Source organism: Nocardia sp. NPDC006044 (assembly GCF_042871115.1).
Lineage (GTDB): Bacteria > Actinomycetota > Actinomycetes > Mycobacteriales > Mycobacteriaceae > Nocardia.
The window spans coordinates 1,388,812-1,412,556 of the sequence record NZ_JBIAID010000003.1 but is presented as its reverse complement, the minus strand read 5'-3'; the positions used below and the strand labels follow the sequence as shown (position 1 = coordinate 1,412,556).

Annotated in this window: 23 protein-coding genes; 12 read left to right on the top strand and 11 right to left on the bottom strand. The window is 69.5% G+C overall.

Annotated features, from left to right (window positions below):
- Positions 1-182: 182 nt before the first annotated feature.
- The 4 genes from ACFYO1_RS31115 to ACFYO1_RS31100 are packed head-to-tail and all read left to right on the top strand — an operon-like array spanning position 183 to position 3,812.
- Positions 183-2,600, top strand: a complete 2,418-nt coding sequence (locus tag ACFYO1_RS31115) for an AAA family ATPase (protein ID WP_387238452.1) — start codon at positions 183-185, stop codon at positions 2,598-2,600.
- Positions 2,601-2,610: 10 nt separating this feature from the next.
- Positions 2,611-3,075 (top strand): hypothetical protein, encoded by a 465-nt coding sequence (locus ACFYO1_RS31110; protein ID WP_387238449.1) that lies wholly within the window; start codon positions 2,611-2,613, stop codon positions 3,073-3,075.
- Positions 3,076-3,131: 56 nt separating this feature from the next.
- Positions 3,132-3,521 (top strand): YchJ family protein, encoded by a 390-nt coding sequence (locus tag ACFYO1_RS31105; RefSeq protein WP_387238446.1) that lies wholly within the window; start codon positions 3,132-3,134, stop codon positions 3,519-3,521.
- A gap of 15 nt (positions 3,522-3,536) precedes the next feature.
- Positions 3,537-3,812 (top strand): SelT/SelW/SelH family protein, encoded by a 276-nt coding sequence (locus ACFYO1_RS31100; RefSeq protein WP_364722024.1) that lies wholly within the window; start codon positions 3,537-3,539, stop codon positions 3,810-3,812.
- A 37-nt stretch (positions 3,813-3,849) separates the two neighbouring features.
- Here ACFYO1_RS31100 and ACFYO1_RS31095 read toward each other — a convergent pair whose 3' ends face one another.
- The gene (locus ACFYO1_RS31095) at positions 3,850-4,074 is read right to left on the bottom strand and encodes a zinc ribbon domain-containing protein (protein ID WP_364722022.1); all 225 of its coding nucleotides are present in this window, start codon (positions 4,072-4,074) and stop codon (positions 3,850-3,852) included.
- A gap of 152 nt (positions 4,075-4,226) precedes the next feature.
- On the opposite strand from ACFYO1_RS31095, the gene ACFYO1_RS31090 reads away from it, so the two are divergent.
- Positions 4,227-5,825, top strand: coding sequence for a carboxylesterase/lipase family protein (locus ACFYO1_RS31090; protein ID WP_387238441.1), 1,599 nt, complete (start codon positions 4,227-4,229; stop codon positions 5,823-5,825).
- On the opposite strand, the gene ACFYO1_RS31085 is transcribed toward ACFYO1_RS31090, so the two are convergent.
- The 3 genes from ACFYO1_RS31085 to ACFYO1_RS31075 form a co-directional block, all read right to left on the bottom strand.
- On the bottom strand, positions 5,822-7,132 hold the full coding sequence (locus ACFYO1_RS31085; protein WP_387238741.1) for a cytochrome P450: 1,311 nt from the start codon (positions 7,130-7,132) through the stop codon (positions 5,822-5,824). The genes ACFYO1_RS31090 and ACFYO1_RS31085 overlap by 4 nt on opposite strands.
- Before the next feature lie 220 nt (positions 7,133-7,352).
- Positions 7,353-8,075 (bottom strand): TIGR03089 family protein, encoded by a 723-nt coding sequence (locus ACFYO1_RS31080; RefSeq protein ID WP_387238438.1) that lies wholly within the window; start codon positions 8,073-8,075, stop codon positions 7,353-7,355.
- Between the two features lie 3 nt (positions 8,076-8,078).
- Positions 8,079-9,503, bottom strand: coding sequence for an LCP family protein (locus ACFYO1_RS31075; protein ID WP_387238738.1), 1,425 nt, complete (start codon positions 9,501-9,503; stop codon positions 8,079-8,081).
- A gap of 292 nt (positions 9,504-9,795) precedes the next feature.
- Here ACFYO1_RS31075 and rfbD point away from each other — a divergent pair, with 292 nt between their 5' ends.
- From rfbD to ACFYO1_RS31055, 4 genes are all read left to right on the top strand, one after another.
- Positions 9,796-10,662, top strand: a complete 867-nt coding sequence (gene rfbD / locus ACFYO1_RS31070) for a dTDP-4-dehydrorhamnose reductase (protein ID WP_387238435.1) — start codon at positions 9,796-9,798, stop codon at positions 10,660-10,662.
- Between the two features lie 11 nt (positions 10,663-10,673).
- Positions 10,674-11,582, top strand: a complete 909-nt coding sequence (locus ACFYO1_RS31065; protein WP_387238432.1) for a glycosyltransferase family 2 protein — start codon at positions 10,674-10,676, stop codon at positions 11,580-11,582.
- A 109-nt stretch (positions 11,583-11,691) separates the two neighbouring features.
- Positions 11,692-12,771 (top strand): sugar phosphate nucleotidyltransferase, encoded by a 1,080-nt coding sequence (locus ACFYO1_RS31060; RefSeq protein ID WP_387238429.1) that lies wholly within the window; start codon positions 11,692-11,694, stop codon positions 12,769-12,771.
- 126 nt (positions 12,772-12,897) lie between these two features.
- Complete coding sequence (locus ACFYO1_RS31055) at positions 12,898-13,239, top strand: hypothetical protein (RefSeq protein ID WP_387238426.1); 342 nt, start codon at positions 12,898-12,900, stop codon at positions 13,237-13,239.
- A gap of 58 nt (positions 13,240-13,297) precedes the next feature.
- Here ACFYO1_RS31055 and ACFYO1_RS31050 read toward each other — a convergent pair whose 3' ends face one another.
- Both ACFYO1_RS31050 and ACFYO1_RS31045 read right to left on the bottom strand, forming a co-directional pair.
- The gene (locus ACFYO1_RS31050) at positions 13,298-13,996 is read right to left on the bottom strand and encodes a response regulator (RefSeq protein WP_150402427.1); all 699 of its coding nucleotides are present in this window, start codon (positions 13,994-13,996) and stop codon (positions 13,298-13,300) included.
- Entirely contained in the window at positions 13,993-15,525 is a 1,533-nt protein-coding gene (locus tag ACFYO1_RS31045) for an ATP-binding protein (RefSeq protein WP_387238735.1), read from the bottom strand. The genes ACFYO1_RS31050 and ACFYO1_RS31045 overlap by 4 nt, the downstream gene beginning before the upstream one ends.
- A 191-nt stretch (positions 15,526-15,716) precedes the next feature.
- Between ACFYO1_RS31045 and ACFYO1_RS31040 the strand changes: the two genes are divergently transcribed.
- Positions 15,717-17,084, top strand: coding sequence for a cation:dicarboxylate symporter family transporter (locus tag ACFYO1_RS31040; protein ID WP_387238423.1), 1,368 nt, complete (start codon positions 15,717-15,719; stop codon positions 17,082-17,084).
- A 58-nt stretch (positions 17,085-17,142) separates the two neighbouring features.
- Here ACFYO1_RS31040 and ACFYO1_RS31035 read toward each other — a convergent pair whose 3' ends face one another.
- Both ACFYO1_RS31035 and ACFYO1_RS31030 read right to left on the bottom strand, forming a co-directional pair.
- On the bottom strand, positions 17,143-17,358 hold the full coding sequence (locus ACFYO1_RS31035) for a DUF4287 domain-containing protein (protein ID WP_387238420.1): 216 nt from the start codon (positions 17,356-17,358) through the stop codon (positions 17,143-17,145).
- Positions 17,359-17,521: 163 nt separating this feature from the next.
- Positions 17,522-17,938 carry a DUF4267 domain-containing protein gene (locus ACFYO1_RS31030; protein WP_387238417.1) on the bottom strand — a complete coding sequence of 139 codons (417 nt, stop codon included), beginning with the start codon at positions 17,936-17,938 and terminating at the stop codon, positions 17,522-17,524.
- 107 nt (positions 17,939-18,045) lie between these two features.
- Here ACFYO1_RS31030 and ACFYO1_RS31025 point away from each other — a divergent pair, with 107 nt between their 5' ends.
- Entirely contained in the window at positions 18,046-18,636 is a 591-nt protein-coding gene (locus tag ACFYO1_RS31025) for a TetR/AcrR family transcriptional regulator (protein WP_387238414.1), read from the top strand.
- Positions 18,637-18,700: 64 nt separating this feature from the next.
- Positions 18,701-20,155: a phytoene desaturase family protein gene (locus ACFYO1_RS31020; RefSeq protein WP_387238411.1), complete on the top strand. Its 1,455-nt coding sequence runs from the start codon at positions 18,701-18,703 to the stop codon at positions 20,153-20,155.
- Here ACFYO1_RS31020 and ACFYO1_RS31015 read toward each other — a convergent pair.
- From ACFYO1_RS31015 to ACFYO1_RS31005, 3 genes are all read right to left on the bottom strand, one after another.
- On the bottom strand, positions 20,152-21,096 hold the full coding sequence (locus ACFYO1_RS31015) for a cation diffusion facilitator family transporter (protein WP_387238408.1): 945 nt from the start codon (positions 21,094-21,096) through the stop codon (positions 20,152-20,154). The two genes, ACFYO1_RS31020 and ACFYO1_RS31015, sit on opposite strands and share 4 nt — an antisense overlap.
- Positions 21,097-21,207: 111 nt before the next feature.
- Positions 21,208-22,425: a mannose-6-phosphate isomerase, class I gene (manA, locus tag ACFYO1_RS31010; RefSeq protein ID WP_387238405.1), complete on the bottom strand. Its 1,218-nt coding sequence runs from the start codon at positions 22,423-22,425 to the stop codon at positions 21,208-21,210.
- Positions 22,425-23,627 carry a tobH protein gene (locus tag ACFYO1_RS31005; RefSeq protein ID WP_387238402.1) on the bottom strand — a complete coding sequence of 401 codons (1,203 nt, stop codon included), beginning with the start codon at positions 23,625-23,627 and terminating at the stop codon, positions 22,425-22,427. Before ACFYO1_RS31005 ends, manA begins: the two co-directional genes overlap by 1 nt.
- Between the last annotated feature and the right edge of the window lie 118 nt (positions 23,628-23,745).

Sequence of the window (23,745 nt, the reverse complement as noted above, 5' to 3'; positions counted from 1 at the left end):
CGGCCCCAGCCGTTTCGATGGCCATATCCATCCCCGCGGGCAGATTCGCTGGCCACCGGACGATTGCCTCCGGTGGGCGAATGCGGCGCGATCGGGTAGCGTTTCGCAGAGCTTCGACAGTGGCGCCGCGCACGAGGTCGGAGGACGTGTAGCGGCTCGGTGGTGGAGGGGGTCCGACCAAAATGCGTCCCGACGCAGACCCGGTGCCGCGATTGACCGAGGTGGTGACGCGTCGGCTCGCCGCGGATCCCTCGGTGACGCCCTCGGTCGCCCGCACCGTCCTGCGTGCCCTCGGCGGCACCGAGACCGATGATCGGGCAACCGAATTCGACGACAGCGGGATCTTCCTGCGCGCCATCCGGGTGCGCGGCTTCCGCGGCATCGGTCCGCAGGCCGAACTGCAACTGCCGCCCGGGCCCGGACTCACCCTGGTCGTCGGCCGCAACGGCAGCGGCAAATCCAGCTTCGCCGAGGCCGCCGAACTGGTGTTCACCGGCGGAAATCGCCGCTGGGACGGTCGATCCGCGGCCTGGCGGGAAGGCTGGCGCAACCTGCACGACGGCGGCACCGCCCGCATCGAGGTGGAGCTGCTCACCACGGGCGGCAAGCCGCAACTGACCATCAGCAAGGAGTGGGCGGCCGACGCGGACCTGCCCGACGCGACCTGGACCGAACAGCATCCGCCCAGCGCCCCAACGGAATTCGACCTGGACCGCTGGGCGGGCCGGCTGGAGCTCTACCGCCCGTTCCTGTCCTACAGCGAGCTGGGCGCGCTGGTCGACGGCAAACCGAGCGACCTGTTCGACGCGCTGCACCAGCTGCTCGGTCTGGACGAATTGACCTTGGCGCAGGAGCGAATTCGGATGCGCCGCCTGGAACTGGAACGCGCCGTGCGGGATTCCCGCCAGGAACGCCTCGAACTCCTGGACGCGCTCGAGACGGTGGCCGACGACCGCGCCGTCCGGGTGAACGGCCTGCTGCGTCCCGCCCAGCCGGACCTCGCCGCGGTCGGGCGCGAGGTGTCGGGCACCTTCGACGATCCGGGCGGTCCCGCGGGTCTGCGCGCGATCGTCCGGCTCACCCTGCCCACCGCGGCGGAAGTGGCGCAGGTGGCCGCCCGGCTCGCGGACTGCGGCACGGCCTTGGCCCGCGGCACCACGGCCGACGCCGAGGCGGACTGGCGGGTGCTGGAGTTGCTGCGCCGGGCCCGCGACCACCACAAGGCCGTCGGTACCTGCCCGTGCCCGGTCTGCGGTCGCGGCGACCTGGACGACGAGTGGGCGCACGCGGCGGACGACTCGATCGCCGAGCTCGCCGCCCGGGTCGACGCGCTCACCACCGCGCGCACCGAACTCGGCGAGGCGCTGCGCGCGGCCCGCTCGCTGCCGGATCTCGTTCCGCCGGAACTGGATTTCGACCCGCGCAACCCGCCCTCGGTCGACACCTCCGCGGTCCGCCGCGCCTGGGCCGACTGGGCCGCGCTCACCTCCGCGGACTACACCGCCGACCTGCCGGACCGGTTGCGCGGCGCCCACGCGCGACTGGTCGACGAACTCGACCTGGTGCAGCAGGGCACGCGCAAAGAACTGGACCGCCTCGACGAGGTGTGGACGCCGCTGGTCCCGCGCATCGTCAGCTGGCTGGAAGGCGCGCGCGACGTCGCCGCGCACGCGGCCGAACTGCGCACGGTCAAGAAGGCCGAGGACTGGCTCAAGTCCGCGACCGCCGGTCTGCGCGGCGAACGCATGACTCCGCTGGAGACCACCGCGCGCTGGGTCTGGCAGACCCTGCGTCAGCAGAGCAACGTGGAGCTCGGCTCGATCACGTTGCAGGGCAACGCCGGAACCGCCCGCCGAGTGCTCCTGGACGTCACCGTCGACGACGTGGACGGTGCCGCGCTCGGCGTGATGAGCCAGGGCGAGTTACACGCGCTCGGGCTGTCGCTGTTCCTGCCGCGCGCCACGGTCGAGGAGAGTCCGTTCCGCTTCGTCATGATCGACGACCCGGTGCAGGCGATGGACCCGGCCAAGGTCGACGGCCTGGCCAGGGTGCTCGCCGCGGTCGCGTGGACCCGGCAGGTGGTCGTCTTCACCCACGACGAGCGGCTCGCCGAGGCGGTGCGCCGGATGCAGCTCGACGCCACCGTGCTCGAGGTGCAGCGCCGGGACCGGTCGGTGGTGGAGGTGCGGGTGTCCAGCGATCCGGTCCGCCGCTACCTGGACGACGCACGCGCACTGGTCCGCACGCCGCAGCTGCCGCAGGCCATCGCCGACGAGCTCGTCGCCACCTGCTGCCGGTCCGCCGTCGAGGCCGCGAGCCTGGGCCGAGCCAGGCGCACCCTGCTCGCCGGCGGCATGAACCACCGCGAGGTGGAGCGGCACATCGATGCCGCCCAATCCACCAGGGCGAAGGTGGCTCTCGCGGTGATGGGTGTGGGCGGCAAGGTGGACGATCTCAACAAGCATCTGGCCGCGCGCGAAGGGAAGTGGGTGGTCGAGGCGCTGCGGGACGCGACGGCGGGCGCGCACGTGCCGATCGGCCGCGGCATGCGCGAATTGATCACGGAGACCGAAAGATTCGTCGCATGGCTCGCGCGCTGACGGGGCGCCCATGAGCGAGCGACGCGGGCCGCGGCGCGGTCCGAACGGTGGCAACGGTGGCGGGCAGCGGTCGAAGCGCGGACCGGGAAAGGGCCCGAAGCGGCCGCGGCCGTCGGTGTCCGAGCGGCTCGACACGGTCGATCGCCTGCTGGCCGGCTCGGTGACCGACGCGGGCGGACTGTGGTCCCGCGCCACCGCGTGGATCCTGCGAATTGCCTTGGAGCAGTCGGTCGATGAGCTGTGGGCCCGGCTGGCGCCCGCGCTGATGCGCTGCCCGATGCGCGCCCAGCTGATCGCGCTGCGCACCTTCGCCGGACCCGACGTGGCGGCGCAGGTCGCCGCGCTGTGGGCCGCGTTGTCCCGGGCCGCGCATCACCACGACTACGAACTCGCGCCGAGCGTCACCGACCTGCGACGCTGGCGTGAACAGACGGTCGCGATCGCCGGTGCGCTGGCGGCCGTCGAAGCCCGCTGAACCGCTCGAGCGACCCGGCGTGATCTTTGTTGCGAGCGGCGCGCAACAATCGACGTATGAGTGGGACGCGGATGTGTCCGTGTGGCCGGGGCGAGGCCTTCGACGATTGCTGCGGGCCGGTGCTGAGCGGAAAGCGGGCGGCGGCGACCGCCGAGGCGTTGATGCGTTCGCGCTACACGGCTTTCGCGGTCGGGGACACCGACTATCTCCGTGGATCGTGGCATCCGCGGACCAGGCCGGCGACGCTGGAACTCGACCCGGGTCAGCGGTGGTTGTTCCTGGAGATCCTGCGCACCGCGGACGGCGGACTGTTCGACGAGACCGGCCTGGTCGAGTTCGTCGCGCACTACCGGGCCGACGGCGCCCGCGGTTCGCTGCACGAGGTCAGCCGGTTCCTGCGCGCCGACGGGGCCTGGGTCTACCTCGACGGCGAAGTCGAAGCCTGAGTACCCTCGGCCACTATGTCCCGTGTCGCGATCGAGTACTGCACGCAGTGCCGCTGGTTGCTGCGTGCGAGCTGGATGGCGCAGGAACTGCTGAGCACCTTCGCCACCGAACTCGGTGAGGTGGCGCTGATTCCGGGCACGGGCGGCGTTTTCCGGATCACCGTGGACGGCGAGCAGGTGTGGGAACGCAAGGCGGACGGCGGTTTTCCCGATATCGCGGTGCTGAAACAACGGGTGCGCGATCGGGTCGCGCCGGACCGTGATCTCGGCCACGCCGATCGGCGCGACTGAACCGCCCGGCGCACCCGCGGCCGCGGCAGGGCCTTGCCTAGCTGCAGCAACCTCCGCCACAGCAGCCGCCACCGGCGGGACGGGCCGCCGGACTCGGAGCCGGTGCCGCGCTACCCCGGCTGACCGTGGCAAACGTGGTCAGCAGCTTGACTGTGTCGGCATGGCCGCTCGGGCAGGACGCCGGATCCGACGACTCCGCCATCGGGCGGTTCATCTCGAAAGTGTCCCCGCAACTGCGGCACCGATAGCTGTAACTCGGCATCGGTCAAGCGTACCGCCAAGGTCTCATAATGGTGCGTCGCGTTCCCAGGTGGTCAGCGTGGACGTACTCTCGATGAAGAGATCACGAGGTGCGGGGCCCGCTGGAGCAAACCGGCAGCACACCGATGGGTCCCTGGCAGGAGGTGCGAAGCCATGAGCGCTCAGTTCGAAGCCGAACCGGGTTGGGATGTGGTCGGCGCCGCGCCGATAGCCACCACTACCTCGGGCGATGTCCGCGGTCGCTGGGATGGCCCGGTCGCAGTATGGCGCAGCATTCCCTATGCGGCGGCGCCGAGTGGGGGAAACCGCTTCCTGCCGCCGTTGCCCGCGCCCGAATGGACCGGAACCAGAGATTGCGCCGTCTTCGGCGACATCGCACCGCAGACCATGGGCAACATGGTGCCCGTCGACTCCGATCTGCGGATGGGCGAAGACTGCCTGTGGTTGAACGTCTGGTCGCCCCGGCGCGACGTCGGCGACATGGTGCACACCTTCGAAACCGGTGAGCCGCGCCCGGTCATGGTCTGGTTGCATGGCGGCGCCTACTGCCTCGGCACCGCGGCGCAGGGCATCTACGACGGCCGCAAGCTGGCCGAGTCCGGTGACGTCGTCGTGGTCACGGTGAACTATCGCCTCGGCGCGTTCGGTTTCCTGGATCTGTCCTCGCTGCCCGGGCCGTTCACCCCGAATCTCGGGCTGCACGACCAGATCGCCGCGCTGGAATGGGTGCGCGACAACATCGCCGCGTTCGGTGGCGACCCCGGCAATGTCACCCTGTTCGGCGAATCCTCCGGCGCGGGTTGCGTGACCGCGCTGATGACCTCGCCGCGCGCGGCCGGGCTGTTCCACAAGGCCATCGCGCAGAGCCCGCCGGCCACCACGGTGTTCGGTCAGGAGCGGGCCGCCTCGGTCGCCCGCCGCTTCCTCGAGCTGCTGGAACTGTCGCCGGAACGGGCCGTCGAACTGCTGGACTGGCCGATCGAGAAGATCGTCGAGGTCGCGGGCATCCTGTTGGACGAGATCCCGTTGAAGGAGCCGGGGCGGCTGGCGGCCGCGCCGGTGGTGGACGGGGACCTGCTGCCGACCTATCCGATCGAGCGGTTCCAGCACGGGCGCTCGCATCGGGTGCCGCTGATGATCGGCGCGAACAAGGACGAGGCGTCGCTGTTCCGGGTGTTCCGCTCGCCGATCATGCCGGTGACGCCGGACGCGGTGAACGCGATGCTCAACGATGTGGCGGCCAGTCACCCGGAGCTGTCGCACGAGCGGATCGCCGAAATCACCTCCGCCTACCCGGATCTGGACAAGACCAGGGGCGCGCTGGCGATGTCCGGTGACGCCGCGTTCCGGATGCCCGCGCACTGGGTGGCCGACGCGCACGCACAGCACTCGCCGACCTGGAAGTATCGCTTCGACCACGCGACGCCGATGCTGCGGGCGGCCCGGGTCGGGGCCGGGCATGCCACCGAATTGCCTTATGTGTTCGGCAATTTCGGCTCGTTCAACCACGATCCGACGTTCTGGCTCGGCGGGCGCAAGGTGGCGATGGAGGTGTCGGGCCGAATGATGCGGCGCTGGTTGGCTTTTGCCACCCACGGCGTGCCCGCCGCGCTCGACGGCTCGAAACATTGGCCGCCGTACCGTCCGTCGACCCGGACGACCTTGCTGATCGACACCGCCGACCGGGTCGTCGACGACCCCGACGCCGACCTGCACACCGCCTGGGGTGAGCAGGCCGTCGGCTTCAGTTAGACGGTCGTCGGTTCGGGAGCGAGCGCGCGGCGGCCGAGCTGGACCGGCAGCCGCTCGTATCCGTGCAGCGTGAACAACTTCCGGCGCTCCGGCGTGCCGTCGAGTTGCAGGTCGGGGAAGCGGTCGAACAGCGACTGCAACGCGTAGACGCCCTCCATCCGCGCCAGGCTGGCGCCGAGGCAGACGTGGATGCCGTTGCTGAAGGACAGGTGCTCCTTGGCATTCGCACGCCCCACATCGAAACGGTCCGGTTCGGGGAACACCGCGGGGTCGCGGTTGGCGCCGGCCAGCGACAGCACCACCGTGTCGCCCGCACGCAGTTCGACACCGTCGATCTCCAGGTCGCACAGCACGCTTCGCGCGGTCGTCTGCACCGGCGAGTCGAACCGCAGGATCTCCTCGACGGCGTTGGGCCAGAGCTCGGGTTCGGCGCGCAGCCGCGCGAGCTGTTCGGGGTGGTCGATCAGCTGCACCACACCGTTGCCGATCAGGTTCACCGTGGTCTCGAAGCCCGCGCCCATCAGCAGGCTCGCGGAGGCCTTGAGCTCGAACATGCTCAGCTCGCCCGCGGTGACCAGGGCGCTGAAGATGTCGTCGCCGGGGGAGCGGCGCAGGCGCGCGATGTGCTCGTCGAAGTAGTCGTTCATCACCTCCATGGCCCTCAGCGCGCGCCGGTGGGTGCGCCAGGAGATGCCGACATCGAGCAGCGGGGTCACCTGGTCGCCCCAGTTCAGGAACCGCTGCTTCTCCTCGTCCGGGAAGCCGAGCATCTCGGAGATGATCGCGATCGGGACCTGCGCGGCGAAGGCGCTGATCAGATCGGCCGAGCCGCCGGAAGGCAGCGCGTCGAGGAGTTCGGCGGTGACCGTTTCGACCCGGTCGCGCAGCCTGGCGATGGCGCGCGGGGTGAACGCGGCGGCGACCGGCTTGCGCATCCTTGTGTGCTTCGGCGGGTCGATCACCAGCATCGACGGCGGTTCGACCGGGTTCGGCGGCAGCGGGAAGTACTTCTTGGTGAGCTGCCGGATCGCCTCCGGGACCGCGAAGCCGTCGGTGCTGTGCACGCCGAATCGGTTGTCGCGCAGGATGGATCGGCACAGTTCGTGGTCGAAGGTGGCCCACGCGATGGAGGTGCGGATCAGCCTGCCCTCGCCGCGTAGCCGTTCGATGAGCGGATAGGGATCGGCGAGTCCGGTGGGCCCGCCCATCAGTTCGGCGAACGGCTCACCGCGGCGCGCCTGCAGGCGCAGCACGAGCCGGGGCACGCCTTGAACGGACAACCAGCGGAACCAATACTGCGGCATCATCATTCACCAACTCCGTCGTTGTGCGATATGGCAACCGTACGGAATCCGGCCAAAATGTGGAACGTCCCCTAGTCGGACTTCCGCCTATACCGTGGTAGGACAACCCCACTCAAACCTACTGCCCCCCGCGACGACGGCGGACGAGATTGCCGCACACGCCTCGATTTCCCGCAGACCGAATCGCCGGCGAACAGGTCTGCGGGAAATCAGCGGGTATGCGTCAGGAGCGCTGTGCGGTGACGCGCTCGGTTTCGATGCGGCGCTCGCGCTGGGCCGGGTCGGGGTTGACGACCTGGACCAGGGAGGCGCCGGCGGCGAGGATCGCGACGAAGCCGTCGATCAGTTCGGCGGGGGTGTCCCACGGGGTGCTCGACAGCACCCGGTCGCTCTCGGAAAACCCTTGCCGCATGGCGGATTTCTTCGCCTCGGCGAACACCTCCGCGACCGGCATGCCGTCCAGCGCCGCGCCCGCGCCGCCGGGCAGGAACTGATCGCCGTGCACGCGCACGGAGGTGGCGAAGTCGGACACGCCGACCGGCAGGTCACGCACCGGTGCGCCCATCGCGTCCAGGGACAGCGCCGCGACCTCGGCGATGCCGTCGGCGTCGTCGATCCGGTCGGGGGTCACCAGGGCGAGTTCGGCGTCCTGGTCGGGGCGCAGCACCACCTCGGTGCCCGCCCACCAGCAGCCGAGCAGCACCGCGGCGGTCTGCCAGTGCGCGGGCAGCAGCACCGCGATCCGGGCGCCGGGGCTGAGGCCGAACTCGTCGCGGATCAGGTTGGCGGTCTTGGCCGCCCAGTTGGCCAGGGTCAGCCCGGACAGCTCGATCCGGGCGCCGGTGGCGTCGTCGTAATAGGTGACGCGCGGATTCGCCGGCTCGCGCGCGAGAATCGGATCGAGCACCTGCTCGGTGAGGGTGAGCGCCTGGTCGAGGTCACGCATGGTCTAGTTCACGCATTTCGGTCCGTTCTGGCCTGCGTCGATCGGTGGGGCGGGCGGGACTGGTGTCGCGGTCGCGCTCGACGTTCCGGAGAAGTCGAACATCCCCCCGGCCGACGAGCCCGGACCAGAATAGTCGCTCGCCAGCACCACGCTCACCGAATCCGGCGACAGCGTCGTATCCGCCAGCACCGGCAGCCCGCCGAGCGCCTTGGCCACCGCCTTGGCTTTGGCGTCGGCGGTGTTCGCCGCGAGCACCCGGCTGCCGGTGACGCTGCCGCCGGTGTAATTGCCGACCACGCCCTCGCGGAAACCCTTGCCGCTCAACGCCTGCGCGACCTGACCGGCCAGCCCGCCGACCCCGCTGGCGTTGTACACGCTGACGGTCACCGTGGCCGGATCCAGCGCCGGTTCGTCCGATTCGGCGGCCTTCCCGCCGACCAGCGAGCCGACGTAGTCCTTCACCGCCTTGGGATCGACCCGCACCACCGATTCGCCGCTGGTGGTCATGTAGTTCAGGTCGGTGACCGGGATGGTCTCGAACTTCACCTGGCCGCCCGAAAGGTCTTGCAGCTGTTGCAGAAACGCGAGCACGTCCCAGTCGTCGTCGAGCACCACCGTGCGTCCGACCGCGTCGCTGAGCTGCTTCATCCGCCCCGGGTTGCTGAGCGTCTTCGCGTTGAGCACCTGTCCGACCAGCTGGGCCATGAACACCTGCTGGCGCACGATGCGATCGAGATCACCGCGCGGCAGATTGTGGCGCTGGCGCACGAAGCTCAAGGCGGACGGACCGTCGAGGCGCTGGCGGCCGGCCGGGAAGTCGGCGCCGGACATCCACTCGTCCACCGCGTTGTTCAGGCACACCTCGACCCCGCCCACCGCGTCGGTGAGCAGCACGAAGCCGAGCAGGCTCACCTCGGCGTAATGGTCGACGCTGATGCCGGTCAGGTTGCCCACCGACTTGATCAGCGCCTGGCGACCCGCCTGGGTGGATTGCTTGTCCGCGTCGGCCTCCGGCACGCCCTGATTGATCAGCTTCAGCCGCTGGGTCTCCTTGGTCGCGCCGTACGCCGAGTTGATCTTGCCCTTGCCCAGGTCGGGAATGTCGACGTAGGAGTCGCGGGGGATGGAGATCGCGGTCGCGGAACGGCCGTCGTTCGGCACCCGGATCAGCACGATGGTGTCGGTGTTGGTGCCGACCTCGTCGCCCGCGTGCAACAGCGCGCGTTCCCGGTCGGAAAGCGGGTTGCCGTGCGCGTCGGTGCGGCTGTCGACGCCGACCAGCAGGATGTCCACCGCGCCGTCGCGGCCGCCGCCGAGGCCGAGGCCGCCGATGCGTTCGATATTGGAGATCAGGCTGTCGACGCTGTGCCAGGCGAAGCCGGTGATGACGAGCACCACGACGGCGAGGATCGCGGCGAATCCGCGCACCGGACCCCCTGCTGGTAGCAGCGATTCAGCGCGGCGCGGCCGGGTCACCCGGAACCTCCTGCGCCGCAGCTACTTTGTGTCCTCTCGACAACTCGACATCCTTTCGACAAGCTCGGGGCCTCTTTCGACAGCACGGTCTGAGTGACCACCCCACCTTTCTCATATCCCCGCACCGATTCGGCAAACCCCGCGCAGCGGCGGGCGCCGGGCGAGAGCCACTGACTGAAGGCTAACGAATCGCGGCCCGGCCACCCGCAAATCGCAGGTGTGGCGGCGTGCCAGACTCGACCCTGTGACAGCTTCGACAACGTCGGCCGCCCACCCCGCGCGTCTGCTCGTGACCGGTGCGGGCGGTCAGCTCGGGCAGGAATTGCTCCGCCTCGCTCCGCGGGCCCGCGGGTTCGGCCGCCGCGACCTCGATATCACCGACGCGGACGCGGTGGCCGCGGCGATCGAACCGGGCGCGGTGGTGATCAACTGCGCCGCCTTCACCGCGGTCGACCTGGCCGAGTCCGAGGTGGCCGCGGCCTTCGCCGGCAACGAGACCGGACCCGCCGTGCTGGCCGCGGCGTGTGCCCGGGTGGGGGCCAGGCTTATTCATCTGTCCACCGACTATGTGTTCGCGGGCGTGCACGATCGCCCGTACGAGACCGGCGACCCGACCGGTCCGGTCAGCGTCTACGGGCAGTCCAAGCTGGCCGGCGAGCAGGCCGTGCTGAAGCTCGCGCCGCAGTCGCACGTGGTGCGCACCGCATGGGTATATGCCGGGCGCGGAAGCGATTTCGTCGCCACCATGCTGCGGCTGGAGCGGGAACGCGACACCGTGAACGTGGTCGATGACCAGCTCGGCGCCCCCACCTATGCGGCGGACCTCGCGGCCGCCCTGCTCGAACTCGCGGGTCGTCCGGATGCTCCGCGACTGCTGCACGCGACGAACGCCGGACAGGCCACCTGGTTCGAATTCGCGCGCGCGGTATTCGAAGGAGCCGGCGCCGACCCGGAGCGGGTGCGGCCGTGTGACTCGTCCGCATTTCCGAGACCCGCACGGCGACCGGCATATTCGGTGTTGTCGCACCGTGCCTGGGATGACGCGGGGTTGACTCCGCTGCGGCAATGGCAGGTGGCACTGGGGGACGCGCTGGCGCGGTTGTCCGACTAGGCTGTGCGGCCGTGAGCGATTCCGATTCGGCTTCCGCGGGCCTGGCCGTCGTCACGGTGACCTATTCACCGGGCGAGCACCTCGAGCACTTCATCACCACGCTGGCTGACGCCACCACCGAGAAACCGCAGGTGATTCTCGCCGACAACGGGTCGACCGACGGGGTGCCGGAGCTGATCGCCGAGGCGAATTCGCACGTGCGGCTGCTGCGCACCGGCGGCAATATCGGCTACGGCGGCGCGATCAACCGGGCGGTCGCCGAGATCGACCCGGACATCGAGTTCGTGGTGATCGCCAATCCGGACATCCGCTGGGGCACCGATTCCATCGATCGGCTGCTCGAGGCCGCGAAGCGCTGGCCGCGGGCCGGGGCGCTCGGCCCGCTGGTGCTGGAACCGGACGGCAGCGTCTACCCTTCGGCCCGTCGGGTGCCCGGCCTGCTCGACGGCGCGGGTCACGCGATCCTCGGCTCGGTGTGGAAGACGAACCCCTGGACCCGCCGCTACCGCCAGGAGAACGAGCAGATCTCCGAGCGGGTGGTCGGCTGGCTGTCCGGTTCCTGCCTGCTGGTGCGGCGCGCGGCGTTCGACTCGATCGACGGCTTCGATTCGCGCTACTTCATGTACATGGAGGACGTCGACTTCGGCGACCGGATGGGTAAGGCAGGCTGGCACAACGTGTTCGTGCCGTCGTCGGAGGTCACCCACGCCAAGGGGCACGCGGCCGGCCGGCACCCCGAGGTGATGCTGCCCGCGCACCACGCGAGCGCCTACCGATTCCAGGCCGACCGGCATCCGCACTGGTGGCAGCTGCCGTTGCGGCTGGCGCTGCGGGCCGGACTTGCGGTGCGCTCCCGGATTGCGGTTCGATCTGCGCTGCGCCAACAGGCGCAAGAAGCGGGTCATCAGGCACGCGGCTGAGCGACAATGGGCAACGGGCCCGCATTCGGGCCCGGCGGGTACCGGCGCGGGCCGCGTGCCGTTCGGCGCGCGAGCGACAATTCGATCCACTGTGAACAGGGGACCTTGAATGGCAGGAAATGCAGGCACCGACGCCGTGATCCTGGTGGGTGGGCAGGGCACACGACTGCGTCCGCTGACCCTTTCGGCACCCAAGCCGATGCTGCCGACGGCCGGGCTGCCGTTCCTCACGCACCTGCTGGCCCGCATCGCCGACGCCGGGATCACGCACGTCGTGCTGGGCACCTCGTTCAAGGCGGAGGTGTTCGAGGAGCACTTCGGTGACGGGTCCGAGCTGGGCCTGGAACTGGAGTACGTGACCGAGACCGAGCCGCTCGGCACCGGCGGCGGCATCCGCAACGTGCTGCCCAAGCTGCGCGCCGACACCGTGATGGTGTTCAACGGCGACGTGCTCGGCGGCACCGACCTCGGCGCGATCCTCGATACGCACGAGTCGACCAACGCCGACGTGACCTTGCACCTGGTCCGGGTGAGCGATCCGCGCGCCTTCGGCTGCGTGCCGACCGACGAGAACGGCCGGGTCACCGCGTTCCTGGAGAAGACGCAGGATCCGCCGACCGATCAGATCAACGCGGGCTGCTACGTCTTCCGGCGCGAATACATCGAGAAGATCCCGTCCGGGCGTCCGGTCTCGGTGGAACGCGAGGTGTTCCCCACGCTGCTCGCCGAAGGCGCCCGGGTGCAGGGGCACGTCGACTCGTCCTACTGGCGGGACATGGGCACACCCGAGGACTTCGTGCGCGGGTCCGCCGACCTGGTGCGCGGCATCGCGCCCTCCCCGGCGCTGCCCGGACAGCGCGGCGAATCGCTGGTGCATCCCGGTGCGGGTGTCGCGCCGGGTGCGCTGCTGATCGGCGGCACGGTGATCGGCCGCGGCGCCGAGGTCGGCGCGGGCGCCCGGCTGGACGGCGCGGTGATCTTCGACGGTGCGGTGATCGAAGCCGGTGCCACCGTCGAGCGCTCGATCGTCGGGTTCGGCGCGCGGATCGGGCCGCGGGCCCTGGTGCGCGACGGCGTCATCGGTGACGGTGCGCAGGTCGGTGCCCGCTGCGAACTACTACGCGGCGCACGCGTCTGGCCCGGGGTGGAGATCCCGGATGGCGGAATCAGGTTCTCCACCGACGTCTGACGGCCGGAAAACAGTGTCGGCGTAGCGGTCCTTCTGGCAGGGTGCTGCGCAGGGTCCCGGGGCTCTGTCGCGGGATCGCTACGTGTGCTCACTGTTGCCAACTGGAAATGGTCGAGGAGAACCTTTATGCGGAAGTCTTTCCCGCGGGTACTGGTCGCGGCGGTATTCGCCGGAGCGGTCGGCCTCGGTGCGGTCGGTTTCGCGCCGAGCGTCGCGGCCGCGCCGTCGGTCTACGAGCCGAGCATCACCCCGTGCAGCCACCTGTTCAAGGGGCCGTTCGAATTCGGTCGCCCGGACGCGAGCACCTACTGGAGTCCGTTCGGCACCGGCGACATCGTGTGCTACGACGCGGGTTTCGGGGTCAGCTACTACCAGCGTGATCCGTCGGGGCAGTGGCATGCGATGAATCAATTGATTCCGGGCAACTACTTCATCAACATCTTCGGCTACGGCCACCTGCCCGCCTAGCTCGATCGAAAGGTCTTCGCGCAGGCTCGCTTTCGCCCGGTCTGCGCGAAGACTCCGGTCACGCCTTGGTTTTCCAGACGTAGCGGGTCTTGGGGCGGCCCGCGCGGCCGTAATCCGAACGGCGGGTGACCAATCCGTCGTCGGCCAGCTTCTCCAGGTAGCGCCAGGCCGTGATCCGGGAAACACCGATGGTGGTCGCGGTGTCCGCGGCCGTGATGCCTTCCGGTGCGGCCCGGACGGTGCGGGAGATCTCGTCCAGGGTTTGCGGCGCAACGCCTTTGGGGGTGGTGGCGCGCTGGTCGGGGGTGCGCAGCGCGCTGAGCGCGCGATCGATGTCGTGCTGGGAGACCGCCGTTTCGCCTGCGGGCAGGGCGGTGCGGAACTCGCGATAGCGGTCGAGCTTGTCCCGGAACGCGGCGAAGGTGAACGGCTTCAAGAGATAGAGGACAACGCCGTGCGAGACCGCGGTCCGCACCATGGCGAGGTCGCGGGCCGAAGTGATGGCGATGACATCTGGCCGGGGAGCGAGCCCGGTCAGCGCCGCGGCGACATCGAGGCCGCTCGCATCGGGTAGTCCGATATCCATGAGCACCAGGTCGATCGGCGTATTCTCGGCCGCGGCGTCGGCGGCCGCGCGCATTGCCTCGCGACCGGTGTGCGCCACCCCGACGGGCGTGAAGCCCTCGATGCGGTCCACATAGGCGCGGTGTGCCTCGGCGATGAGCGGCTCGTCCTCGACGATCAGCACTCGGATCACTGTGCGTCCTTTCGCGGAATCGTCACGGTTACCGCGCTTTCCGGATCTAGTTCGGTACGAATGGTCCCCCCGTGCCGGGCCACCAGGCGGTGGACCAGTGCCAAGCCGAGGCCGTGATGGTCGGCCTTGGTCGAATAACCGCGCTGCGACGCCCGCGCGAAGGTCTCCTCCGACATGCCGGGACCGCTGTCCGCGACGCGCACGTACAACGCCGAATGGTGTTCCGGCGAACCAGCTTCGGCGGCCTCCCCGGTCACCTGATCGGCGTGCCGCACGGTCACCTCCACCCAGCCCGACGGGCTTTCCGCGGCGGCGTCGATGGCATTGTCGATCAGGTTGCCGACCAGCGTGACCGTCTCCTGCGGAGACAGCGGCTCGATGGAGTCCAGCGCGGTCTCCTCGGTGATGGTCAACTCGATACTGCGTTCGGCCGCCTGATTCACCTTGCCGAGCAGCAGCGCGGCCAGCGCGGGCGACCCGACCGCGTCCAGCAGCCTATCGATAAGGGCCTGGGAGAGTTGGAGTTCGGAGGTGGCGAAGTCCACTGCCGCTTGGTAGCGGCCCAATTCGACCATGGTGACCACGGTGTGCAGCCGGTTGGCCGATTCGTGCGCCTGCGCGTGCAGCGACTCGGCGAAACTGCGCACCGAGTCGAGTTCGCCCATCACCGCGCGCAATTCGGTGTGGTCGCGGATGGTCATGACGGTGCCGATCGGCCGTCCCTCCCAGGTGACGATGTCCTGATTGATCAGCAGGATCCGGTCGCCGGTCACGTGCATCTCGTCGCGGACCACGCCCCAGCTCATCTGCTGCATGGAGGTCGGCAGGTCGCCGCGGCGCACCTCGCCGTCGGGCAGTTCGAGCAGCCTGCGCGCCTCGTCGTTGACCACCTCGGCGCGCTCGCCGGCCATGTTGAACACCACGAGTCCCTCGTGGATCGAGTGCAGCACCGCGTCGTGCTGTTCGTACATGACGCGCAACTCGTCCGGCGCGAGCCCGTGCGTCTGCCTGCGCAGCCGGCGACTCAGCAGGAACGACCCGCTGCCCGAGACCACCAGACCCGCCGCGGCGACACCGAGGATCAACGGCAGCTGAGTCGCGACCTGGTCGCCGATCTTGGCGCGGGTCACCCCGGCGGACACCAGCGCGACCACCCGCCCGCCGTCGTAGACCGGCGTCACCGCGCGGATGGACGGGCCGAGCGTGCCGGTGAAGGTCTCGGTGAACGTCTCCCCGGCCAGCGCGCGGTCGATGTTGCCGCTGAACGGCTTGCCGATCATGTCCGGGTTGGTGTGCGTGTATCGGGTGCGGTCCGGCGCCATGACGACGATGAAGTCCATGCCGGTCGCCTCGCGGATGCGCTCGGTCACCGGTTGCAGCAGGGCCGTGGGATCGGTGGTGTAGACGGCGCTCAGCGTGGAGCGCGCCTCAGCGACGCTCACCGCGACATCTCGCACTTCCCGGGTGGTCGTCACGTCGCTGTGATGGCGCGCGTCGAGCACCGCGAGGACCGCGCCGACAGCGATCATCAGGGTCAACACGATCAGCTGTAGCGCGAAGGCCTGACCGGCCAGGGATAGCCGACCGCGTCTCACTGGCTGCCTTCCTCCGCTGAACGTAATGCACCAAACCGTGACCGGCGTCACCCGGAACGCCATCATTCTGCCTGGAGGGCGTGAGGCACCTCACGTCGGCACCACCTCGGAGGACATCAACTCGCATGAGCGAAGCAACACCCGAAGCACCCGCACGCAAGCGTGACCGCACCCACTGGCTGTATCTGGCGGTGATCGTCGCGGTCATCGCGGGGATTCTGGTGGGCTGGCTCGCGCCGGGGTTCGGGGTATCGGTCGCTCCGCTCGGCACCATCTTCGTCAACCTGATCAAGATGATGATCGCGCCGGTCATCTTCTGCACCATCGTGCTCGGCATCGGTTCGATCCGGTCGGCGGCCACCGTGGGCAAGGTCGGTGGGTTGACCATTGCGTACTTCATGGTGATGTCGACGGTTGCGCTCATCATCGGCCTGGTGGTCGGCAATGTGATCTCGCCAGGCACCGGGTTGAATGTCGGCGCGAATGCCAAGGCAGTCGAGCCGCTCACGAAGGCAGCGCACAATGCGGGCGGCACCTGGGACTTCTTCAACAGCATCGTCCCGACGACCATGCTGTCCTCGTTGACGTCGGGCAGCACGTTGCAGGCGCTGTTCATCGCGCTGCTGGTCGGGTTCGCGGTACAGGCCATGGGCAAATCCGGCGAGCCGATCATTCGTGGCGTCGCGTTGCTGCAAAAGCTCGTGTTCCGCGTGCTGGTGATGATTCTGTGGCTGGCGCCGATCGGTGCGTTCGGCGCGATCGCCAATCTGGTCGGTAAGAGTGGTCTGGACGCCGTGCTGAAACTGGCAACGTTGATGATCGCGTTCTACCTGACTTGCTTGATCTTCGTGTTCGGCGTGCTCGGGGTGATGATGTGGCTCGTTGCTCGGGTGTCGGTGCTGAAACTGGTCCGCTACCTGGCCCGCGAATATCTGCTGATCCTCGCGACCTCGTCGTCCGAGTCGGCGTTGCCTCGGTTGATCGCGAAGATGGAGCACATGGGCGTCGAGCGGACGACCGTAGGTGTGGTTGTGCCGACCGGTTATTCGTTCAATCTGGACGGCACTGCAATTTACCTGACAATGGCGTCTTTGTTCATCGCGGACGCGATGGGCAAACCGCTCAACATCGGCGAGCAGATCGGCCTGCTGCTGTTCATGATCGTGGCGTCCAAGGGCGCGGCCGGGGTCACCGGCGCCGGGCTGGCCACGCTGGCCGGCGGCCTGGAGAGCCATCGCCCCGAATTGCTCGACGGCGTCGGCCTGATCGTCGGTATCGACCGCTTCATGTCCGAGGCCCGCGCGCTCACCAACTTCTCCGGCAATGCCGTCGCCACCGTGCTCATCGGCACCTGGACCAAGACCATCGATACCGACCGCACCCGAGAGGTCCTCGACCGCAAACTCCCCTTCGACGAACAAACCATGGTCGATAACGACCACGGCGCGCCCCCGCAGCAGAACCCCGACACCAAGGACCTGGTCTCGGCCTAACTGCTCGGTGAAACACGAAGGGCCCGCAGGATCTGCGGGCCCTTCGCCATGCCCGGGGTCAGGATGCCCACTTTTCGGGGTTGAGGTGGTGTTGGGTGAGGGCGGTGGCGTGGCCGTGGCCGAGGTTGTGTTCGGTTTTGAGCCATTCGACGAGGGCTTTGTGGGAGGTCAGGCCGGAGTCGCGCATCGCGGACTTCCAGTCATCGATGGGGCGGCCGTATTTGGCCTCGATAGACGGGAAGTAGGACGCGGGGCCGTGGGGCTTGGTCGGCATGGTGGTCTCCTGGGTCGTCGTGCGTTCGATGGTGTTGACGGGGGTGTGGCGGGAAATTCATCGCGGTGTGTTGCGGGTCACGGGATGGCTTCTGGGGGAACGGGTTCGGAAACAGGAATGTCCGGTACCGGCGGGATGCCGGTACCGGACGGGGGATCGGGGATCAGGCGTGGACCGGAGCGGGCTTGGCTGCCACCTGGTGTTCGCGCAGCAGCAGCAGCGCGCCGGTGAGGAAGACCAGGCCGGCGGTGAGGCCGTGGATGCCGAAGGCGGCGGCGGTGGAGCCGCTCCAGCTGAGCACGGTGAGCATGTCGCCGACCGGGACCAGGGCGATGACGAGGGTGGCGATGCCGAGCGCGTAGCGCTGCTTCGCGGCGAGCAGGACTAGGATCAGCACGCCGAAGACGGTGTCGCGCACGCCCTTCAGGTTCATGAACGCGGCGGCGTCACCGTCCGGCCACGCGGGCAGGCCGAAGCCGGGCGCGATGGTGTCGGGGGTGAACAGGTAGCTGATGCCGATGTAGAGGATGAATGCCGCGCCGGCGAGGGAGAGGGCGGTGGCGATGCGTGAGGTGGTCATGATGCTGCTCCTTGGTGCGGTCTTGCCTTGTTTTCTAGCGTCGCTAGGTTCACGAGCAACCATAACGGAGCTTCGATAGCTTGTCTAGCACTGCTAGTATTTCGGTCATGAGCCCCCAGACCCGCAAGGAGCGCGAACGCGCCGAACGCCACCAGCAGATCATCGACACCGCGCGGGAACTGGCGGAGGCGCAGGGCTGGGAGGCGGTCACCGTGCGCAAGCTGGCCGAGCGCATCGAGTACAGCCAGCCGGTGTTGTACAGCCACTTCGAGGGCAAATCGGCCATCGTGACGGCGGTGGCCCTGCAAGGCATCACCGACTTGACCGCCGTGATGCGCCGAGCCCATGCGGAGGCGACCGGTCCGGCCGACGCCCTGTATCGCGTCACCCGCGCCTACCTCGATTTCGCCGCCGCCAACCCGGCCCGCTACGAGGCGATGTTCGTGATGAACGTCGACCTCGTCTTCGGCCTGGACGCGCCGCAGCCGTTGATCGACGCCTTCGCCGAACTGGAGGCTCTGTTCCGCCCGTTCGTCGACGAGGCGGACCTCGGGGCCCGCACCGAGGTGGCCTGGAGCGCCATGCACGGCCTGGCGACCCTCGACCGCGGCGGCCGGCTCCGGCCGGATCTGCGCGAGCGGCGCCTGGAGATCCTCGTCGCCGAATGGCTCGCCGCGGTCGGCGCGGACTCCGCGTAGCGCGGCCGCTGTGATCGGACGCGCATTTCGGTTGCGGCCGAAGCCGGATCGGTAGCGTGGGGACATGCCTGATGTTGTGGTCGTCGGTTCCGGGCCGAATGGTCTGGCCGCCGCGGTGATCCTGGCCAAGGCCGGACTCTCGGTGGAGGTGTACGAGGCCGAGTTCGGTGCGGGAGGTGGGTCGCGCACGGCGGAATTGACGCTGCCCGGATTTCAGCACGACGTGTGTGCCGGCGCGCATCCGATGGCGCTGGCGTCCCCGTTCTTTCGCGCGTTCGATCTGGCGGCGCACGGCGTCGAGCTGCTCACGCCCGAGGCCTCCTACGCGCATCCGATGGACGGCGGCACGGCCGGCGTGGCCTGGCACGATCTGGAGCGAACGGTCGCGGGCCTCGGTCGCGACGGCGCCGCGTGGCGTTCGCTGTTCGGACCGCTGGTGCCGCACTGGGAGGCGGTCGTCGATCTCGCGATGTCGGATCTGCGCCGCCCGCCCAAGGACCTGGTCACCGCGGTGCGGTTCGGGCTGCGGACCCTGGAGCAGGGATCGCCGTTGTGGAACACCAGGTTTCACGGCGATGCCGCGCCCGCGCTGCTGACCGGTGTGGCCACCCACGCGATCACCCCGCCGCGGCGCATCCCGGCCGCGGGTGCGGGCCTGCTGCTCGCCACGTTGGCGCACGCCGGTGGTTGGGTGATTCCCAAGGGCGGCAGTCAGGCGATCCCGAACGCGCTCATCGCCGAACTCGAACGCCTCGGCGGCCGGGTGCACACCGGCCACCGCGTCGATTCACTCGGGCAGTTCGACGACGCCCGCGCGGTCGTGCTCGATCTCGCGCCCGCGGAACTGCTGCGCATCGCCGGCCATCGGCTCCCGGATCGATACGCGGAGCGGCTCAGGGGTTTCCGCTACGGCGGCGCGGCGTGCAAGGTCGACTTCGCGCTGGACGGTCCGGTGCCGTGGCAGGCCGAGGGGCTGGACCGGGCCGGAACCCTGCATCTGATCGGCACCCGTGCCGAGGCGATGACCGCCGAACGCGCGGTCGCCGCGGGGCAGCACGCGCAACGGCCCTATGTGCTGTCCATCCAGCCCGGTGTCGTCGACCCGACCAGGGCGCCCGAGGGCAAGCACACCTTCTACACGTACGCGCACGTGCCGAACGGCTCCACCCGCGATGTCAGCGAGGCGGTCATCACCCAGGTCGAACGGTTCGCACCGGGCTTCCGCGACCTCATCCTGGCCAAGCACGTCTACACCGCGGCCGAAATGCCGTCGCACAATGCCAATTACATCGGCGGCGACATCTCGGCCGGCGCGATGACCCTGCGCCAGTTCGCCTTCCGTCCGACCGCCCGCTGGAACCCTTACGCCACACCGCTTCCCGGCGTGTACCTGTGCTCCTCGTCCACTCCGCCCGGCCCCGGCGTGCACGGCATGTCCGGCCTGCACGCCGCCCGGCACGTGCTGCGCCGGCGCTTCGGCATCGGCACCGACCCGCTGGAGTTGCTCCGGAAGCGCTAGCGGCTGGACGGATCCGGTGCGGTGGCGACCTCGGTCCGGTAGAGATCCGGTTCGAGGTACATGACCCGCGCCGCGGGCACCGCGGCGCGCACGCGCGCCTCCGCGTCGTCGATGGCCGTGGCGAGCTGAGCGACGTCGAGCCCGGGCACCGCGCCGATCTTGGCCGCCACCAAAAGCTCTTCGGGACCGAGGTATTGGGTCTTCAGGTGGATCACCCGATCGATCCGATCGCCGTCGACCAGGTTCTCCCGGATGAGCCGATCCTCGGCCGGGGTCGCGCCCTCGCCGATGAGCAGGCTCTGCATCTCGATGATCAGCACGATGGCGATGATGCCGAGCAGGACGCCGATGGCCATGGTGCCGACACCGTCCCACACCGCGTCGCCGGTGAGCATGGTCAGCCCGACACCGGCGAACGCGAACACCAGGCCGATCAGCGCGCCGGTGTCCTCGAGCAGCACCACCGGCAGTTCCGGGCTGCGCGAGTTACGGATGAACCGCCACCAGCTCGCGTCGCCCTTGAGCGGCGCGGATTCCCGCATGGCGGTCATGAAGCTGTAGGACTCCAGCGCGATCGCGATGAGCAGGATGACGATCGCCACGATCGGCGAACTCAGCTCCTCGGGATGCTGGATCTTGTGCACGCCCTCGTAGAGCGCGTATCCGGAGCCCAGGGTGAACAGCACCAGCGCCACGATGAACGAGTAGAAGTAGCGATTGCGCGCGTAGCCGAACGGGTGCAGCGCGTCGGCCTCCTGCGCCGCGCGGCGCTGGCCGAGCAGCAGCAGCGCCTGGTTGCCGGTGTCGGCGACCGAGTGCACCGCCTCGGCGAGCATCGACCCGGAACCGGTGATCAGCGCACCGGCGAACTTCGCCACGGCGATCCCCGCGTTCGCCGACAACGCGGCGAGAATCGCCTTCTTGCCACCACCAGCCGACATGCCTGGACGTCCTCTCTCCGAATTGCCCGATCTTGGCTAACTTAGCGTGTGCCGGTGTGCGAAGTACCCGATGCCCGGCCGATCATCGCGATCCGCGACCGTGCGCCGGAATCAGACCTTTCCGACGCAGGCGCAGAACAGCTGAGCCGGGCCGTCCAGCGCGCGGGCGCGAATGTCGCTGTCGGCGGCCGAGATCCACGCCGCGGCACCGCGTTCCAGGGTCAGTTCGGACTCGCCCTGCGAGAGCCGCACCGATCCCGACGTGCACAGCACGATGCCTGGACCCGCGGCGGTGAGCGGCACCTGGGCCGAGCCCTCGGTGAGGTCGAAGCGGCGCAGTTCGAATTCCGGTGCGGGGGTGCGGTAGCGGACCGAGCCGTCGCCGGCCGGTTCGGGCAGCACGACGGGCAGGTTGATCGGCTCGAAGTCGAGCACCCGCAGCAGTTCCGGCACGTCGACGTGTTTGGGGGTGAGGCCGCCGCGCAGCACGTTGTCCGAGTTGGCCATGATCTCCACGCCGAGTCCGCGCAGGTAGGCGTGCAGGTTGCCGGCCGCGAGGAACAGGCCCTGGCCCGGTTCCAGGGTCAGCCGGTTCAGCAGCAGCGCGGCGAGCACGCCGGCGTCGCCGGGGTAGGCCTCGGCGAGTTCGAGCGTGGTGCGTGCCTCGGGGGTGAACTCGCGCTTGCCTTTTCCGGACAGGTACCGCACGCAGCCGTCGAGCACCTCCGGCAGCAGCGTGGCGAGCACCGGCTGGGGCAGCGTGATCCAGGTGGTGAACAGGGTGCGCAGGCCGTCGGAATCCGGTTGTGCGGCAAGCAGGTCGGCGAACGACGCGAGCCCGTCCACCTGCAACGCGCGCAGCAGTTCGACGGTGCGGTGCGGGTCGCGGAAGCCGGCCAGCGCCTCGAACCGATCCAGCGCCACCACCAGCTCCGGCTTGTGGTTGTCGTCGCGGTAGTTGCGCATCGGCGAGTCCAGCGGGACCTTGGCGCGGTTCTCCCCGTCGAAGCCGGCCCGCGCCTGCGCGGAACTCGGATGCGCCTGCAGCGACAGCGGCTCCTCGGCGGCCAGGATCTTCAGCAGGAACGGCAGCTTGCCGCCGAATTCCCCGGCGGCCGGGCCCAATTCGCGCTGCGGGTCGTCGGCGACGAAATCGAGCAGCGAGCGCGAGTCGCCGTCGATCAGCACGTGCGCGGGATCGGCGGGATGCGCGCCGAACCACAGTTCGGCCTCCGGATGGGCGGACGGGACGGGCCTGCCGCACAGCTGAGCGAGCGCGGTGCGCGAGCCCCAGGCATACGAACGCAGCGCACCAACGAGTTCGTGCACTAGTAGCTTCCCCCGAACTGCCCTTGGCTGTCGGTCGCGGTGCCGCGGGTTCCGATCAGCCGTAGGTAGGCGGCGGCCATTTCCAGTCGCACCGCGAGCACGGCGAGCTGTTCGAGTTCACCGCCGGAACCGGGAACCGGTTCCTCGGGCTGCGGCGGGGCGGGTACGGACGGATCGATCAGCCCGGTGTGCAGCAGGTCGAGTTCGGCGTTCACCAGGTCGGCGTCGACCAGGCTGGACCCGGTGCCGCCGAACACGGCGATCCGGCGGCGCGCGACCGACTGGTCGGCGTCGGCGCTGAGCACGAACACCCGGATGCGTTCCACCTGCACCGGCCCGTCGAGCTCTTCGTCGTGGAACATCGGATCGAAGCCGGGCGCGGATTCGCCTGCGGCCTCGACCATTCGAGATCTGGCGGCGACCGCCTCGGCGAGATCCACCGCGGTGGCGACCCGCCCGGCCGACTGCAACAGCACCTCGGCGCCGTGCTCGGCCAGCTCGGCCGCGGCGGGGGAGTCGCCGGCCAGCACGACCCCGCGCTGATGCATGCGGGAGGCGAGGGTCTTGGCCGGATTGCGGAAGACCTCGTTGGTCGGACCGGCGCGCAACGCCTCGGCGTCGAGCAGGTCGGCCAGGTCGGTGAGGTCGGGCACCAGGGTGCCGCTGCGGGACGGGTCGATCGCCCGCAGCACGGCGATGCCCGCGGCCAGGAAGCGCAGCAGCCGGTTGTGATCGAGCACCTGAACCCGCGGGGCCAGCACGGCCGCCCGCCCGGCCGCGACGGCGCGCATCGGTCCCTCGATGGGTGCCGCGACGACGACCTCGGCGCCGCGGCGCAGCGCCCGGTCCACCGCGTCGGTCAGGCGCGGATCGCCGGCATCGTCACCGGCGACCAGGACGACGTCGAGCGGGCCGACCCAGGGCGGCAAGGCGGAGACGGGCACGACCGGCAGGCCGGCCCGGTCGCCGAGCGCGGCGACCAGCAGGCTCGCGGCGCGCGCGGCGCGGCCGGAGCCGGAGACGAGTACGAGACTGCGCGGTCGCAGTCCGTTCAGGCGCGCGAGCGCGTCCTCACCGACGGCCGCCGCGGTGGCACGGACCTGAGCGCCGCCCGAGGCGGCCGAGCGCAGGGCGCCGCCGGTATCGGCCGCCTCCAGCGAAGCGGCATCGTCGAGGTCGAGAACCGGTGTTCCAGCGATCATCGGGCGTCCCACCTCCCCTCATCGCGCTGAGTCGTTTCCGCCCTCGCTCGTTCCCGAGTCAGCTGCCATGCCGGGTCCGAGTCGGGCGAATCCAAGGCCTGTGATTCCACTATTCCAG

What these genes read in the sequence shown, in the direction of transcription:
- ACFYO1_RS31025 (WP_387238414.1), top strand. Translation starts at nt 18,046, where the DNA reads ATGAGCCCCCAGACCCGCAAGGAGCGCGAACGCGCCGAACGCCACCAG.
- ACFYO1_RS31115 (WP_387238452.1), top strand. Translation starts at nt 183, where the DNA reads ATGCGTCCCGACGCAGACCCGGTGCCGCGATTGACCGAGGTGGTGACG.
- ACFYO1_RS31110 (WP_387238449.1), top strand. Translation starts at nt 2,611, where the DNA reads ATGAGCGAGCGACGCGGGCCGCGGCGCGGTCCGAACGGTGGCAACGGT.
- ACFYO1_RS31055 (WP_387238426.1), top strand. Translation starts at nt 12,898, where the DNA reads ATGCGGAAGTCTTTCCCGCGGGTACTGGTCGCGGCGGTATTCGCCGGA.
- ACFYO1_RS31020 (WP_387238411.1), top strand. Translation starts at nt 18,701, where the DNA reads ATGCCTGATGTTGTGGTCGTCGGTTCCGGGCCGAATGGTCTGGCCGCC.
- ACFYO1_RS31080 (WP_387238438.1), bottom strand. Translation starts at nt 8,075, where the DNA reads ATGCGTGACCTCGACCAGGCGCTCACCCTCACCGAGCAGGTGCTCGAT.
- ACFYO1_RS31005 (WP_387238402.1), bottom strand. Translation starts at nt 23,627, where the DNA reads ATGATCGCTGGAACACCGGTTCTCGACCTCGACGATGCCGCTTCGCTG.
- ACFYO1_RS31035 (WP_387238420.1), bottom strand. Translation starts at nt 17,358, where the DNA reads ATGCCGACCAAGCCCCACGGCCCCGCGTCCTACTTCCCGTCTATCGAG.
- ACFYO1_RS31040 (WP_387238423.1), top strand. Translation starts at nt 15,717, where the DNA reads ATGAGCGAAGCAACACCCGAAGCACCCGCACGCAAGCGTGACCGCACC.
- ACFYO1_RS31015 (WP_387238408.1), bottom strand. Translation starts at nt 21,096, where the DNA reads ATGTCGGCTGGTGGTGGCAAGAAGGCGATTCTCGCCGCGTTGTCGGCG.
- ACFYO1_RS31060 (WP_387238429.1), top strand. Translation starts at nt 11,692, where the DNA reads ATGGCAGGAAATGCAGGCACCGACGCCGTGATCCTGGTGGGTGGGCAG.
- ACFYO1_RS31095 (WP_364722022.1), bottom strand. Translation starts at nt 4,074, where the DNA reads ATGCCGAGTTACAGCTATCGGTGCCGCAGTTGCGGGGACACTTTCGAG.
- ACFYO1_RS31090 (WP_387238441.1), top strand. Translation starts at nt 4,227, where the DNA reads ATGAGCGCTCAGTTCGAAGCCGAACCGGGTTGGGATGTGGTCGGCGCC.
- ACFYO1_RS31085 (WP_387238741.1), bottom strand. Translation starts at nt 7,132, where the DNA reads ATGATGCCGCAGTATTGGTTCCGCTGGTTGTCCGTTCAAGGCGTGCCC.
- ACFYO1_RS31045 (WP_387238735.1), bottom strand. Translation starts at nt 15,525, where the DNA reads ATGATCGCTGTCGGCGCGGTCCTCGCGGTGCTCGACGCGCGCCATCAC.
- ACFYO1_RS31030 (WP_387238417.1), bottom strand. Translation starts at nt 17,938, where the DNA reads ATGACCACCTCACGCATCGCCACCGCCCTCTCCCTCGCCGGCGCGGCA.
- ACFYO1_RS31105 (WP_387238446.1), top strand. Translation starts at nt 3,132, where the DNA reads ATGAGTGGGACGCGGATGTGTCCGTGTGGCCGGGGCGAGGCCTTCGAC.
- ACFYO1_RS31100 (WP_364722024.1), top strand. Translation starts at nt 3,537, where the DNA reads ATGTCCCGTGTCGCGATCGAGTACTGCACGCAGTGCCGCTGGTTGCTG.